The following is a 13,764-nucleotide window of genomic DNA, read 5'->3' as shown; positions in this document are numbered from 1 at the left end:
GAGGCATCTTCCACTTATCATCGGCCATTTTGGGAGACCCCAATAAGAAGCTCTTCGAAAAGGTCAGTATATTTGAATGCAGAGGACCGCTGGACGATGGAATTAGAAGACGCGTTTAAGCAGTGGGCCAGTATTGTAGGAGAAGGTGGGGTCTTGGGCGAGAGTGAAGCCCAAGGGGAATATGGGCGCTGTACCACGGGTGAGAACCGGCGCATTCTTGGAGCAGTCCGGCCATCCGGCGGTGGCGATATTCCAGCAATTCTGGCCATTGCGAATCTCTGTTCCATTCCCCTCTATGCTATCAGTACGGGTCGCAATTGGGGTTATGGGACTGCTTTGCCAGTGGAAGACGGATGCGTAGTCCTGGATTTGTCGGGATTGAACCGCATTCTGGATTTCGACCCGGAGTCGGGTGTGGTCACGCTGGAGCCCGGCGTGACCCAGGGTATGCTGGCCGATTTCCTTGAGCGCGGGAACCATCCTTACATGGTTCCGGTAACCGGCGCTGGGCCCCAGTGCAGCATCATCGGTAATGCCCTGGAGCGTGGGTACGGCATTGCGCCCTATTCGGATCACTTCAGTGCCGTTACCAGCCTCGAAGCTGTCTTGGCGGATGGTAGGATCTATCGTCCGGCGCTTTCGGAATTGAAGGGCGCGCCGTTGGATCGGGTATTCAAATGGGGCATTGGTCCGTATCTGGACGGTTTGTTTACTCAGTCGGGTCTAGGCGTGGTTACACGGATGAGCGTGGCTTTGGCGCGCAAACCGGAGACCGTAAAAATCTTCGTGTTCGCGATTGAGGAAGAAAGCCAGATTCGCGAGGTTATTCCGCAGATGAGGGAGATACTGGTCCGTTATCCGGGAGTTGTGGGCGGCGTGAAGCTGATGAATGCGCATCAAGTATTGGCGATGACAGGGGAAATTTCCAGCGCGCTGCCTGGGACGGGGGGCCTGGTACGACCGGAGCTTGTTGCGGAATTGCGCAAGAAGTTCCGGGTGCCCGCCTGGACGGGACTCGGGACGTTGTATGGGACGGCGGGCGTAGTGGCTGCCGCGCAAAAGGAGCTTCGTTCGGGGTTGCGGCCGCCGGTCAGATTCCTGCAGTTCGTCTCCCTGAATTGGGTGGAGCGTCTGAGCAGGTTCACCTCCTGGATTCCGTTCGGTTTCGGCAACAGGTTTGGAGCTTCGGTCGCGACGCTCAAGCGCTTGATGGAACTGGTGGCCGGCCGGCCAAACGAAATGGCCTTACCTCTCGCCTATTGGTTGCGAGACCGATCGACTGCCCCTGCGCTTCCGCTCGATCCCGCCCGCGATGCCTGCGGGTTAATCTGGTATGCCCCATTGATACCGATGAAACCGGAGGCCGTCGCCGACTATTTGTCCCTGGCCGAAGGAATCCTGCGGGATCATGAGATGGAACCGCTTATCACCTTGACCAGTATGTCGGACCGATGTTTCGACAGCACTATACCTCTGATTTTCGATGCGAGTTCCGAGCCGGATCGTAATCGGGCCGAGCGTTGCTACTGGACTTTGCTGGAAGCCGGAAAAGAAGCGGGATTTCTTCCTTATCGGGTAGGCATCCAAACCATGCGTTGGTTATCGGCGGAGGGCGGTACCTACTGGCAAGTCGTGCGTGAGCTCAAACGGGCGCTCGACCCCAATTCGATTCTCTCGCCTGGCAGATACGTTTGAAAATTCCAGATAGGGCGCCAGGATTCATTCCGGGATGCCGGGTGCCGATAAGGTGAAATTCCTGGATCACTCGGGCTTTGCCAGCGCCTTGACCGCGCGTTCCATCCTCATGAAGCGGGAGCCTTTGACCAGCAGCGTGGCATCGGAACGGTCGGTGGACGCCAGCGCCTCGATGAGCTGGTCCATGCAACCGAAGTGGCGGCCGCGGTTCTCGCCGAACGCCCGGACCGCCTCGGAGCACAGGTCGCCCAGACCGAGCAGAGTGTCGATGTCGCGCATTCGCGCATACTGGCCTATCTCGCGGTGGAACTCGGGGCCTTGCGGGCCGACCTCCCCCATGTCGCCAAGCGCCAGGATGCGGGGTGATGGAAAGCCGGCGAGCAGGTCGATCGCCGCCCGCACGGAATCGGGATTGGCATTGTAGGTGTCGTCGATCAGCCTCGCGCCGGTCCGTGTCTGCAGGTGGACGCCGCGGCCGGCGACGGGCCGGAAGGATGCCAGGCCTTGCTGGATGGCCGCTGGAGGTGCGCCGGCTGCCAACGCAGCCGCCGTCGCTGCCAGCGCATTGTGGACGTTGTGCTCGCCGGCGAGCGGGAGCGCGGTTTGCCAGGCGCCGGCGGGAGTCGTGATCGAAACTTCGGTGCTGCCAGCGCCGGCGCTGAACTTCCCGGTGACCGACGCCTTTCCGGCGCGCGCGAAGTCCATCACCCGGCGAGTTCCCGCCAGTTCCCGCCAGATGCCCGCACAGGCATCGTCCGCCGGGAATACGGCGGTGCCGCCGGCCGGCAGCGCCGCGATTACCGACCCGTTCTCGTGAGCCGTGGCCTCCACGCTGGCCATGAATTCCTGGTGTTCGCGCTGGGCGTTGGTCACCAGCGCCACGGTGGGCCGGGCGAGACTCGCGAGGTAGGCGATTTCCCCGGGATGATTCATGCCGAGCTCGAGCACCGCAATCCGGTGGCCAGCGGTCAGTTCGAACAGCATCAGCGGCAGTCCGACTTCGTTGTTGAGGTTGCCGCGCGTCGCCAAGCGGTGCTCCCCGCCGAAAGCGGCCGCCAGAATGCTTGCGATCATCTGGGTGACGGTGGTCTTGCCGTTACTGCCGGCGACGGCGATCAGCGGGATGTCGAACTGCGCCCGCCAGGCGGCGGCGGCGGCACCCAGCGCCCTCCGACTGTCCGGGACGACGATCTGCGGCACTTTGGTGTCGATCCGCCGTTCCACGACCAGTGCCGCCACGCCTTGATCCACTGCATCGGGGATGAAGTCATGGGCGTCGAAGCGTTCTCCCCGCAGGGCAAAGAACAGCGAGCCGGGCCGGATGGCACGGGTGTCGGTCGATACGCCATCGAAGCCGGTCTCGGCATCGCCGCTTAGTATTGCGTCAGGAATGCGCTTTGCGAGCTCGCTCAAATTCATCGGGAGGTTTCATCCGGGACGGAAAGCGGCTGCCTGTTCGTACCGGCAGGCCGGAGGTTTTCGTGGAGGGCCATTATCGCACGGCGGCGACGCAGGTTTTGCCGTTTGACGGCAGCCGTTCGGAGTCAAGGCGCTGCAATATTGGCCCGATAGACTGGCCGGCATTACAACATCGGGGAGGGTGTGTCATGCTCAGTCTCTTGGTTGCTCTCGGCATTGGAGTCTGGTTCTTTCACCGAGCCATGGTCCGCAAGCGGAATCCCGCCACGGCGGCGATCATCGGGATCGTGGGTTATTACTTCATATACATGTTCGTCGACTGGAGCTTCCGCTTGATTTACGGCGGGACCGTACACCATTACGAACGCTACGCAGACGGTACGGTCGAGGGAGCCGCCATACTGGCGGGCGGGATGGCCGCAATCGCGCTGGGGCTCGTCGTTGTGCAGGGTGAACGCGAGCGGAGCGGCGAGACCTGAACCGGCGGGCTATTTGACCGCTTTCTCGGTTGCCGACACCGCGACCTCCTGGCGGACGGGCCGGCCGGCGGATGCGGCCGTGGCGGGCCGGGTACGCTTCAAATAGGTGCGAATTCCTTCGGCGATCGCGGCGGCGATCTGGTCCTGGTAAGCGGGGGAACGCAGTTTCAGCTCTTCCTCCGGATTCGAGATGAAGGCGGTTTCCACCAGGATCGAAGGCACGTCCGGCGACTTCAACACGGCGAAACCCGCTTTCTGTATCCCCGGCTGATGGATTGCATGGGTTTTTTGCAGCGCTCGAAGGACGCTGGCTGCGGCCCGGTCGCTGGCCTCCAGCGTGGCGTTCTGGGTCAGGTCGAGCAGCACCGAGGCCAGGACCTCATCCTTGTCGTGCAGGGCGACGCCGCCGATCTGGTCCGCTGCATTTTCACGGTCGGCCAGGCGGCGGGCGGCTTCGCTGGTGGCGCCGTGCTCCGAAAGAGTAAATACCGACGCGCCTCTGGCATTGGGGTCGTTATAGGCGTCGGCATGCAGGGAGACGAACAAATCGGCGCGTTCCTTGCGTGCCCGCTCCATACGCTGCCGCAGTTCGATGAACTCGTCATTCTGGCGGATCATGACCGGACGGATGTCGGGTTCGGCTTTCAGCAGGGCTTCCAGTTTTCGGGCGATTGCCAGGACAATGTCTTTTTCCTGGTTGCCTTCGGCGCCCAATGCACCCGTGTCCTTCCCGCCGTGACCCGCGTCCACGGCGACCACGAAGCGTTTGCGCAGCGGCCGGTCTCCCGCTTCGGCCACAGGGGCATGCGGTGGGCGGGATGCCGTCGCCTTGCCTGCCGTGAAGTCCACGGTCAGGCTGGGGCCCCCCAAGCCGGTCATCGACTGCGCGGTCCGATACTGTGCTGCGGGGCGCAGTTCCACAATGAGTTCGAGCTTGCCCTTGCCCTTGTTGCGGGTATGCAGGGCAGAGACATAACGGTCTCCCACTGGGTTCGGCAGTCCCGGTAGCGCTTCGACGCCCTCCATCGCAACCATCACCTGATCGGCGCGTCCGGCCCGCAGGCTGAAGCTCGCACCTTTCGGCCCTGTGAGCACCAGGCGTGTCACGTTCGGTCCGGACCTGAGGCTCAGCGAGGCATTCGCCGCGGAGTCCGCCGATCCGACCGGCGCGAGCAGGGCGAGGGCCAAGAAGACCAGCGTGGCTATGAAAAGATATCGCATCTGTGGAAGGCGTGGGGCGGGGCGCCGTAACGATACTCCGCGTGCCGGGGCTCCGCAACAGGATGCCCCGTTTTGGACGGACGGGCGTAGGGAAGGGTGCTCTGCTTTCGCACCATGGTAAGGCGCGTACATACCGGACGCCGTCGCAGGCATGGATATAATGGGTTATGGCACGATGGCTGCAATTCATTTTTCCAGGTTTTCTTAGGAGTTGGCGATATGAGGTTCGTGTTGGCTGATGTGATACGTGTGGCGCTGCTTGCCGGGGCCGCCGTTTTTCTGTGGTCCTGCCACGGCGAACCCGAACCCGAACGCTCTGAAACGGTGCAGGCGGAAGCTGGAGCCGCCGCGACTCCACAGGAATCCACGGAACCGGACAGCGCGGTCGTCGTGGCTGCCCCAGACCTCATGAAACGTTTGCGGACCGCGGTGCTGTCCGAAGGCGAACTGCACGAGCCGCTGCGGGTGCCGGGCCGGGTCAGCATCGAAGAATTCAGCCGCCTTGCGCGCATCGGGGCGACGGTGACGGGACGCATCACCCATATCGATGCCTCGGTAGGGCAGCGCGTGAAGCGGGGCCAGAAGCTCGCTGTCCTGAACAGCACTGAGTTTTCCGATACCCAGAGGGCGTTTCTCAAGGCGCTTGCCCAGAAACAGTTGCACGCAGTGATCGTCGAACGGGCGCGCAAGCTCTACAAATCCGGCGTGATCAGCGAGTTGGAGTTCCAGCGCCGCGCCAGCGAGCTGTCCCAGGCGGAAACCGAGTACAACGCCATGGCCGACCAGTTGCAGGTACTCGGTATGTCGGACGAATCCATCGCCGTGCTGGAGAAGAACCGGACGATCCAGCCGCTGGTACCGGTGGCCTCCTCCATCGACGGCATCGTGATGGAGCGCCATGTCAGCCAGGGGCTGGTGGTCCAGCCGGCGGACGTCCTGTTCGTGGTCGCCGACCTGTCGCAGCTCTGGATCGTCGCCGAAGTGCCCGAGCAGCAGGCCGAGTGGGCTCGTGTCGGCCAACAGGTCGAAGCGGAAATCCCCGCATTGTCGGACCGCCGTGTCAAGGGCCATTTGGTTTATATCGCGCCCACTGTCGATCCCGAGACCCGCACCGTCACCGTCCGCATGGAGGTCGCCAATCCGGACGGCTCGCTCAAGCCCGAAATGCTGGCGACCATGCTGATTTCCGGCAAGGTGAGCCGCCTGCCCATGCTGCCGGCGGAAGCCGTGGTCCGTGACGGTGACCATGATGCCGCGTTCGTTCCGGCCGGCGACGGCCGGTTCCGCCTGAAGCCGGTGAAATTGGGCAAGGAAATCGGCGGTCAGCGCCCCGTCCTTTCGGGCCTCGCCGCCGGCGAAGAGGTGGTCACCGAGGGTTCGTTCCATCTCAACAACGAACGTCTCCGCAAGGAGCTGGAGCAGTAGTCCATGATAGAAGCTCTGCTGCGGGCCGCGCTCAAGCAGCGGCTGGTAGTGCTGGTCGTGGCACTTGCCCTCCTGGGCTTCGGCATCGATGCGGCGCGCAAGCTGTCGGTCGACGCCTTCCCCGACGTCACCAATGTCCAGGTCCAGATCGCGGCCGAGGCGCCCGGCCGCTCGCCGGAGGAGGTCGAGCGTTTCATCACGGTGCCGATCGAAGTCGCCATGACCGGGCTGCCCGGCCTCACCGAATTGCGCTCCCTGAACAAGAACGGCCTGTCCATCGTGACTCTGGTGTTCACCGATGCCACCGACGTCTACTTCGCCCGCCAGCTGGTGATGGAGCGGCTGATCGAAGTGGCTTCGCGCATGCCGGAGGGCGTCACTCCGGTGCTGGGCCCGGTGTCGACGGCACTCGGGGAGGTCTACCAATACACGCTGGAGCGTCCCGACGATGGCCAGCGGGCGCTGAGTTACGACGCGCTGGTGGAGCGCCGCACCGTGCAGGACTGGGTGGTGCGGCCGCTGCTGCGGAGCATCCCGGGCGTGGCGGAGATCAATTCGCAGGGCGGCTTCGTCAAACAATACCAGGTGCTGGCAAACCCCGACCGGCTGCGCCACTACCAGATCAGCCTGCGCGAGGTCTACGAATCCCTGGCCCGCAACAACGCCAACAGTGGCGGCGGAATACTTCCGCATTTCGCCCAGCAATACCTGATCCGCGGCGTGGCCCTGATCTCGAACCTGGAAGACATACGCAGCATCGTCCTCAAGGAGATCAGCGGCGTGCCGGTGCATCTGGGAGACGTGGCGGAAGTCCGGTTCGGGCACGAAGGGCGCGCCGGCGCCATCGTCAAGAATGGCTACACCGAGTCGGTCGCTGGGGTAGTGATGATGGTGCGGGGTGGAAACGCCAAGGAAATCGTTGCCCGGATCAAGGCGCGGGTGGATGAGATCAACGACAAGGGAATGTTGCCGGACGGACTCAGGATCGTGCCGTTCTACGACCGGACCGACTTGGTCGACGCGGCCTTGAACACCGTCACCAAGGCGCTGACCGAAGGCATCCTGCTGGTGATCGGGGTACTTTTCGTCTTCATGGGGGAAATCCGCTCCAGTCTGATCGTGGTTTCCACCCTGATCCTGACCCCGCTCCTGACCTTCCTGGTCATGAATCACTACGGCATCTCGGCCAATCTGATGACGCTCGGCGGGCTCGCCATCGCCATCGGCATGGTGGTCGACGGTTCGGTGGTGGTGGTGGAGAACGCGGTGACCCAGTTGAGCGAGCGCCGCGATACCGGCGAAAGCCAGGTCCGCATCGTGTTCGAGTCGACCCTGGAGGTGGGCATTCCGGTGATCTTCGGCGTCGGGATCATCGTGCTGGTGTTCCTGCCCCTGCTCATGCTGGAGGGCATGGAGGGCAAGCTGTTCGCCCCGCTGGCTCTGACCATCGCCATCGCCCAGGCGATTTCGCTGGTGCTGGGCATGGTGCTGGCACCGGTGCTCTCGTCCTACGTCCTCAAGCCGCAGGCGCATGCTGAAACCCGGGTCATTGCCTGGATCAAGCGTCCGTATGCCAGGCTTTTGCACTGGCTGATGCCGCGCGGCGTCCTGGTCTGCGGGGTCATGGGGACGTTGCTGATCGTGGCCTTGGGGATGTTTCCCTTCCTCGGCACTTCGTTCATCCCTACGCTCAACGAAGGCACGATCACGCCCGGTGTGACCCGCGTGCCCAGCATCGCGTTCGACGAATCGCTGCGCATGGAAATGGAAGCCATGAAACTGGTGATGGAAGTCCCGGGTGTCAAGATGGCCGTGTCCAAGCTGGGCCGCGGCGAGAGTCCGGCCGATCCGGCCGGGCCGAACGAGGCCGATCCTGTGGTGACGCTGCTGCCGAAAAACGACATGCCGGACGGCTGGGACAAGACCCGCATCGAGGAGGAAATCCGCCGGAAGCTCGATGCGTTGCCTGGTATCCAATTGGTGATGAGCCAGCCCATCGCCGACCGGCTCGACGAAATGGTGTCCGGCGTGCGTTCCCAGGTCGCCATCAAGTTGTTCGGAGACGACCTGTCGGTGCTGAAAGAAAAGGGCGACGATATCGCCAAAGTCCTCAAGGACATCAAGGGCACCAAGGACTTGCGGGTGGAGCGCGTGACCGGCCAGCAGTATCTCACCATCGACGTGGACCGCGCCGCCATCGCCCGCCACGGCATCAACGCCGCGGATGTCCACGATATCATCGAGACCGCCGTGGGCGGCAAGAAGGCCACAGAAATATACGAAGGCCAGCGCCGATTCGACGCGGTGGTGCGTTATCCGGAGGGCTTCCGCAACAGCGTCGAGCGTATCCATACGATCGCCCTGCTGTCTCCGAACGGCGCCGTGGTGCCGCTGGACGACGTCGCCCATATCCGGCTGCAGGACGGGCCGGCGCAGATCAGCCGCGAAACCGGGCGGCGCCGCATCGTGATCGGCGCCAACCTTGAGGACCGGGACGTCGGCGGCTATGTCGCGGAAGCCCAGGAAAAGATCGCCCGTCTGGTCGACCTGCCGGACGGCTATTCGCTGGACTGGGGCGGACAGTTCGAGAACATGCAGCGGGCCATGGCCCGGCTCGGCATCACCGTGCCGATCACCATTGCCATGATCTTCTTTCTGCTGTTCGTGCTGTTCAACTCCCTGCGTTACGCAGCGCTGATCCTGCTGGAGCTGCCGTTTTCCTGCATCGGCGGGGTTTTCGGCCTGTTCGCGACCGGCGAATACCTGTCGGTGCCTGCCTCGGTGGGCTTCATCGCCCTGTTCGGCGTCGCGGTGCTGAATGGCGTGGTGCTGGTTTCCTGCATCATCGACCTGCGCAAGAATGGCTACAGCCAGTACGATGCGTGCGTGCAGGCCTGCATGCAGCGTTTGCGGCCGGTGCTGATGACGGCATCGGCCGCATTGCTGGGGCTGGTCCCCATGCTGTTCGGCACCGGTCCGGGTTCGGAAATCCAGCGGCCCCTGGCGATCGTGGTGATCAGCGGACTGGTGTTTTCCACCGCACTGACCCTGCTGGTCCTGCCGACCATGTATCGCTGGTTCGAGGAAAAGCGGATCGAAGCCTGAGCGCGAACCATAAAATCAAGAAACTTCAGGTGATGATGTGAAAGAGATCAAGGCAGTCATTCAACCCTACCGTTTGAGAGCCCTGCGCAACGCCTTCCGCCGCATGACCGGATTTCCCGGCATGAGCGTGTGGCGGGTCGAGGGCTGCAGTTCGCACGAAGGCGAGGAAGTGCATGACAGCCTGCGTTGCGAGCTGACCGATTTCTCGCACAAGGTACGGATCGAAATTCTCGCGGAAGAAGCCCAGGTCGAGGAAATCATCCGTATCATCTACGAGAACACCCATTCCGGCCGGCTGGGCGATGGCATCGTGTGGGTAACGCCGGTCGAGCAGACCAGGCGGCTGAGCGAGTAAGCGGATAAACCCGCCAAGCGCAGCGCGGAGCAGATTTCGTGACAAATCGCAGATCCCCGCAGCCATCCGCGCCGGAGCGCTGGCTCGACGAGCATGGCGACTACCTGTTCCGGTTTGCGCTGATACGCGTCCTGGACGAAAGCACGGCCGAAGATCTGGTTCAGGAAACCCTGCTTGCGGCGATGTCGGCGCAGGTTCAACGCTCGGGGGAGTCCAGCGAAAGGACTTGGCTGACGGGTATCCTCAAGCACAAGGTCGTCGATCATTTCCGCCGGACCTGGCGTGAGCAGCCTCTGGCCGACGACCCGCCCGCCGATGGGGCCGACGACTTCGGCATGGACGAGCTGTTCGCCGCCGACGGCCATTGGGATCGGCAGCCGGCGCACTGGGGCAATCCCTACGGCGCTCTCGAACAGAGCCAGTTTTTCGAGGTGTTGCGGCGATGCATCCAGCGGCTGTCGCCCAGGCTGGCCCAGTTGTTCGTCCTGAAGGAATTTCATGATATGAGCAACGAAGAAATTTGTAAGGAACTCGATGTGAGCGCGACCAACGTATGGGTGATGCTATACCGCGCCCGTTTGAGTTTGCGGCAATGCCTGGAATTCCGATGGTTCGAGAACGACCGGGAGGCGCGCTGATGCTGAGCTGCAAAGACGTCAGCCGCCTGCTGTCGCTCTCCATGGACCAGTCGCTGCCGCTACGCAAGCGGATGGAGATTCGTCTCCACATCTGGTTCTGCAAGGCCTGCCCGAACATCGAGAAACAGCTTTTGTTCTTGAGACGGGCGGCCCGCAGGCTGGATGAGGACATGCTCCACTCGGACCGAGTCAAACTGGGTACCGAGGCGCGGGAACGCATCAGAAAGGCGATGCGCCAATGACATGATTTTTCAGGTTCATGTGCGTATCGCTCCCCTTCGACGTTCCTTACAACTTATGGAGTGACACATGAATCAGAAAGCCTTGTCCCTGAGCCTTGGCGGAGCCATCGCAACCACTTTGATCCTCGCCCCTGCCGCGGATGCGGCGGAAAATCCCTTTGCTATGAAAGTCCTGTCGGCGCCGACCCAAATGGCCGAGAGCGGCGAAAAGATGAAAGACGGAAAGTGCGGGGAAGGGAAATGCGGTGCCGGGAAAAAAGCCGAGACCCGTACCGGCACCGGCACCGCAAGCAAAGCCAAAGAGGGCAACTGCGGCGCCAGTAAAATGAAGGAAGGCGGCTGTAGCGGCAACGTGAAAAAGGAAGAAACCGCTCAACCCCGGCAATAGCCCAGCACAAGGCCTGTCATGGATACCCCACGCATCTATGGGGCGGGCCTCGGTCTCAGGCGGGAGCTGATGCTCCCCCTGCGGGCCGCTGGAGCATCCGCCATCGATTTTTTCGAAATTTCGCCGGAAAACTGGATCGATATCGGCGGCCAGTGGGCCAGGGAGTTGCGCTGGTTTACCGAACGCTTTCCCTTCGTCGCCCACGGCCTGTCGCTGTCCCTGGGCGGTCCCTCGCCTCTGGAGGAAGGATTTCTGCGGAGGATCAGAGCTTTTCTGGACACCCACCGGATCGCCCTCTACACCGAGCATCTGGCCTATTGCAGCGACGGTGCCCATCTCTACGACCTGCTGCCTATCCCATTTACGCAAGAGGCAGTTCATTACGTGGCGGCGCGGATTCGCCGCACCCAGAATGTCCTGGAAAGGCGCATTGCCGTCGAGAACGCCTCTTACTACGTCCAGGCGCCGATTTCGGAGATGGACGAGTTGTCTTTCCTCAAGGCCGTGCTGGAAGAGGCCGACTGCGATTTGCATCTCGATGTGAACAATGTCTATGTCAACGGCGTCAATCACGGCTACGATCCGCGGGCATTCGTGCTCGGTTTGCCGGCCGATCGCATCGTCTACCTGCACGTCGCGGGTCATGACCGGGACGGGCCGGATCTGATCATCGACACCCATGGACAGGCCGTGGTCTATCCCGTATGGGACCTGCTGGAGACGGCTTACGAGGCGTTCGGCGTGTTTCCGACTTTGCTGGAGCGGGATTTCAATATGCCGTCGTTGGACGACTTGCTTGCAGAGGTCGCCCGCATCGCCGAGCTGCAGAAGGCCCGGTGCTGGAGGCAGCGGAAGCGCGCGGCTTGCGGCGGGGCGGCGACATGAGTGCGCCTCGGCGGATTTGCAAGGAGGCGGCGTCATCGCCCGCGTTTCAAGGCTACCAGCGCGAATTCGTTCGGCATCTTCGCGATCCGTCCCGTTTCGGGCCGCCGGCACAGGTACCGGCGGAGCGCATCGGGATTTACTTGGAACTGGTGCGGAACAAGATCGAAGACAGCCTGAGGAGTTGTTTTCCCGTCACCCGCGCCCTGCTCGGAGCTAGCCGATGGGATAGCCTGGTCCGCCGCTTCATCGCCCGGCACCGTTGTCTCTCGCCCCTTTACCGCCAGATTCCCGACGAATTCCTGGCCTTCATCCAGAGCGACTGGAAGGAGACATCGGAGCCGCCGTTCCTGGCGGAGCTGGTTCATTTCGAATGGATAGAGCTTCACCTCGCCATCGCGAACGACGGGCTTTCCGACGAACCGCTCGACCAGGACGGCAGTCTGTTGGACGGCATCCCGGTATTCGTGCCCGTCAGGGCGCTGCTGCGCTATGCCTACCCGGTCCACCGGATTGTTCCGGAGCACCGGGCGGGGTTCGGCGGGCGGAAGGAGGCGACGTTCCTGCTGGGCTTCCGCGACAGGGCCGACACGGTGCGCTTCATCGAGTTCAATGCGGCCAGCTCGGCACTGATCGAACGGCTGATGGCGGGCGGTTCGACCGGCAGAGACGTGCTGCGGCAACTGGCTTGGGAATTCGATTTTCGCGATCCGGATGCCTTCTCGGCATTCGGTTTGGGCATTCTGTCCCGGTTGAGGGAGCAAGGGGCCATCCTGGGCATCCGGTCCGCTTTGTCGCGTTCAAACCTGATGGAGTGATCCATGAAAAACTCGTCTGAAATTTGCGGCGCCGATGCCTCGCGCGAGGATCGGAGTCCACGTTGGCCGGCCCGTGCACTCATCGGATTGTTGTCGCCATCGGGGTTCCGTTCGGGGTATCGGCGGGTGTCCGGCTGGCTGGACGCACAGGCTTCGGGAGTACCGCCATTGTTGCTCCGGCTGCTTCTCGCCTGGGAGTTTTGGGAGGCCGGGTCGATGAAGCTTTACGGAGAAAACTGGTTCGCGGATCTCGGCTTTCCGTTTCCCTTCAGTCTATTCCCGCCATCCGTCAACTGGTGGCTCGCGACCGGTTTCGAACTGCTCGGCGCCATCGCCTTGGCGCTGGGGGTCGCAACGCGGCTGTTCAGCCTCGCCTTGGCTGTGCTGACCGTCGTCGCCATCGCTGCCGTCCATTGGCCTTCCGAATGGTCCAGCCTCTCGGAGCTGGCCGAGGGGTATGCGATCACCGATGAAGGCCATGGCAATTTCAAACTGCCGCTGATGTATCTCGCCATGCTCCTGCCGCTGCTGTTCGGCGGCGCGGGGCGATACAGCCTGGATGCGTGGGTCTCCGGCAGGGCCCGGCGGAGCGGCTCCGGTCACGCGCAGGGAGCGGGCCGGATCAGAACGGATTCGGGCTGATCCTGAGCCGCCTTCCCGTGTTCTCCGGTTCCAGGTTAATCTCCAGGTCGGGCGGAGGCAGGAAGCCTTCGCCCTTCTCCGGCCATTCCACGAAGCACAGGCTGTCCGGACGGAAATAATCGCGGATGCCCATCCATTCAAGTTCCTCCGGGTCGTTCAGCCGGTATAGGTCGAAGTGATAGACGGTACGGTCGGCCAGAGGGTATTCCTCGACCAGCGTGTAGGTCGGGCTCTTGACCGTGCCCCGATAGCCGGCGGCGCGGAGATAACCGCGCACCAGGGTGGTCTTGCCGGCACCCAGATTGCCGTGGAGGAACACGACGTATCCGGGCGGCAGAGTCGTCTGCAGGCGGGCGGCGAAGGCCAGCGTCGCCTCCTCGTCGGGAAGGTACAGCATCATCGGTTGACGCAGACGTGCAAAGCCTCGAACGGATGCTCGGGCCGATCCGTGCGAC

14 protein-coding genes are annotated in these 13,764 nt (G+C 62.7%); 11 read left to right on the top strand and 3 right to left on the bottom strand.

Annotated features, from left to right (window positions below; genetic code table 11):
- Positions 1-96 precede the first annotated feature (96 nt).
- Complete coding sequence (locus OOT43_RS03455) at positions 97-1,695, top strand: FAD-binding oxidoreductase (protein ID WP_266023309.1); 1,599 nt, start codon at positions 97-99, stop codon at positions 1,693-1,695.
- A gap of 66 nt (positions 1,696-1,761) precedes the next feature.
- Here the strand turns inward: OOT43_RS03455 and OOT43_RS03450 are convergent, their stop codons facing one another.
- Positions 1,762-3,114 carry a UDP-N-acetylmuramoyl-tripeptide--D-alanyl-D-alanine ligase gene (locus tag OOT43_RS03450; protein ID WP_266023308.1) on the bottom strand — a complete coding sequence of 451 codons (1,353 nt, stop codon included), beginning with the start codon at positions 3,112-3,114 and terminating at the stop codon, positions 1,762-1,764.
- 188 nt (positions 3,115-3,302) lie between these two features.
- Here OOT43_RS03450 and OOT43_RS03445 point away from each other — a divergent pair, with 188 nt between their 5' ends.
- Entirely contained in the window at positions 3,303-3,593 is a 291-nt protein-coding gene (locus OOT43_RS03445; protein ID WP_266023307.1) for a hypothetical protein, read from the top strand.
- A gap of 9 nt (positions 3,594-3,602) precedes the next feature.
- On the opposite strand, the gene OOT43_RS03440 is transcribed toward OOT43_RS03445, so the two are convergent.
- Entirely contained in the window at positions 3,603-4,814 is a 1,212-nt protein-coding gene (locus OOT43_RS03440; protein ID WP_266023306.1) for an N-acetylmuramoyl-L-alanine amidase family protein, read from the bottom strand.
- A 219-nt stretch (positions 4,815-5,033) separates the two neighbouring features.
- Here OOT43_RS03440 and OOT43_RS03435 point away from each other — a divergent pair, with 219 nt between their 5' ends.
- The 9 genes from OOT43_RS03435 (at position 5,034) to OOT43_RS03395 (ending at position 13,309) form a co-directional block, all read left to right on the top strand.
- Positions 5,034-6,239 carry an efflux RND transporter periplasmic adaptor subunit gene (locus tag OOT43_RS03435; RefSeq protein ID WP_266023305.1) on the top strand — a complete coding sequence of 402 codons (1,206 nt, stop codon included), beginning with the start codon at positions 5,034-5,036 and terminating at the stop codon, positions 6,237-6,239.
- Between the two features lie 3 nt (positions 6,240-6,242).
- Positions 6,243-9,344, top strand: a complete 3,102-nt coding sequence (locus OOT43_RS03430) for an efflux RND transporter permease subunit (protein ID WP_266023304.1) — start codon at positions 6,243-6,245, stop codon at positions 9,342-9,344.
- Positions 9,345-9,381: 37 nt separating this feature from the next.
- Complete coding sequence (locus OOT43_RS03425) at positions 9,382-9,699, top strand: P-II family nitrogen regulator (RefSeq protein WP_266023303.1); 318 nt, start codon at positions 9,382-9,384, stop codon at positions 9,697-9,699.
- Positions 9,700-9,737: 38 nt separating this feature from the next.
- Positions 9,738-10,337: a sigma-70 family RNA polymerase sigma factor gene (locus tag OOT43_RS03420; protein ID WP_266023302.1), complete on the top strand. Its 600-nt coding sequence runs from the start codon at positions 9,738-9,740 to the stop codon at positions 10,335-10,337.
- A complete protein-coding gene (locus tag OOT43_RS03415) occupies positions 10,337-10,579 on the top strand; it encodes a zf-HC2 domain-containing protein (protein ID WP_266023301.1) in 243 nt (80 codons plus the stop codon). Before OOT43_RS03420 ends, OOT43_RS03415 begins: the two co-directional genes overlap by 1 nt.
- Positions 10,580-10,646: 67 nt before the next feature.
- Positions 10,647-10,967: a hypothetical protein gene (locus OOT43_RS03410; protein WP_266023300.1), complete on the top strand. Its 321-nt coding sequence runs from the start codon at positions 10,647-10,649 to the stop codon at positions 10,965-10,967.
- A gap of 18 nt (positions 10,968-10,985) precedes the next feature.
- Entirely contained in the window at positions 10,986-11,852 is an 867-nt protein-coding gene (locus OOT43_RS03405; protein ID WP_266023299.1) for an HvfB family MNIO-type RiPP peptide maturase, read from the top strand.
- On the top strand, positions 11,849-12,667 hold the full coding sequence (locus OOT43_RS03400) for an HvfC family RiPP maturation protein (protein ID WP_266023298.1): 819 nt from the start codon (positions 11,849-11,851) through the stop codon (positions 12,665-12,667). The genes OOT43_RS03405 and OOT43_RS03400 overlap by 4 nt, the downstream gene beginning before the upstream one ends.
- A gap of 3 nt (positions 12,668-12,670) precedes the next feature.
- Complete coding sequence (locus OOT43_RS03395; protein WP_266023297.1) at positions 12,671-13,309, top strand: HvfX family Cu-binding RiPP maturation protein; 639 nt, start codon at positions 12,671-12,673, stop codon at positions 13,307-13,309.
- Here OOT43_RS03395 and tsaE read toward each other — a convergent pair.
- A complete protein-coding gene (tsaE, locus tag OOT43_RS03390; protein ID WP_266023296.1) occupies positions 13,290-13,709 on the bottom strand; it encodes a tRNA (adenosine(37)-N6)-threonylcarbamoyltransferase complex ATPase subunit type 1 TsaE in 420 nt (139 codons plus the stop codon). The two genes, OOT43_RS03395 and tsaE, sit on opposite strands and share 20 nt — an antisense overlap.
- Between the last annotated feature and the right edge of the window lie 55 nt (positions 13,710-13,764).

This window comes from Methylococcus mesophilus (assembly GCF_026247885.1).
Classification (GTDB): domain Bacteria; phylum Pseudomonadota; class Gammaproteobacteria; order Methylococcales; family Methylococcaceae; genus Methylococcus; species Methylococcus mesophilus.
Note: the sequence above shows the minus strand (reverse complement) of the source record. Positions and strands in the feature narration are given on the sequence as shown.

Excerpts from the sequence above, each read along its gene's own strand:
- OOT43_RS03430 (WP_266023304.1), top strand. The coding sequence starts at position 6,243 with ATGATAGAAGCTCTGCTGCGGGCCGCGCTCAAGCAGCGGCTGGTAGTG.
- OOT43_RS03405 (WP_266023299.1), top strand. The coding sequence starts at position 10,986 with ATGGATACCCCACGCATCTATGGGGCGGGCCTCGGTCTCAGGCGGGAG.
- tsaE (WP_266023296.1), bottom strand. The coding sequence starts at position 13,709 with ATGATGCTGTACCTTCCCGACGAGGAGGCGACGCTGGCCTTCGCCGCC.
- OOT43_RS03440 (WP_266023306.1), bottom strand. The coding sequence starts at position 4,814 with ATGCGATATCTTTTCATAGCCACGCTGGTCTTCTTGGCCCTCGCCCTG.
- OOT43_RS03450 (WP_266023308.1), bottom strand. The coding sequence starts at position 3,114 with ATGAATTTGAGCGAGCTCGCAAAGCGCATTCCTGACGCAATACTAAGC.
- OOT43_RS03435 (WP_266023305.1), top strand. The coding sequence starts at position 5,034 with ATGAGGTTCGTGTTGGCTGATGTGATACGTGTGGCGCTGCTTGCCGGG.
- OOT43_RS03455 (WP_266023309.1), top strand. The coding sequence starts at position 97 with ATGGAATTAGAAGACGCGTTTAAGCAGTGGGCCAGTATTGTAGGAGAA.
- OOT43_RS03410 (WP_266023300.1), top strand. The coding sequence starts at position 10,647 with ATGAATCAGAAAGCCTTGTCCCTGAGCCTTGGCGGAGCCATCGCAACC.
- OOT43_RS03395 (WP_266023297.1), top strand. The coding sequence starts at position 12,671 with ATGAAAAACTCGTCTGAAATTTGCGGCGCCGATGCCTCGCGCGAGGAT.
- OOT43_RS03400 (WP_266023298.1), top strand. The coding sequence starts at position 11,849 with ATGAGTGCGCCTCGGCGGATTTGCAAGGAGGCGGCGTCATCGCCCGCG.
- OOT43_RS03445 (WP_266023307.1), top strand. The coding sequence starts at position 3,303 with ATGCTCAGTCTCTTGGTTGCTCTCGGCATTGGAGTCTGGTTCTTTCAC.
- OOT43_RS03415 (WP_266023301.1), top strand. The coding sequence starts at position 10,337 with ATGCTGAGCTGCAAAGACGTCAGCCGCCTGCTGTCGCTCTCCATGGAC.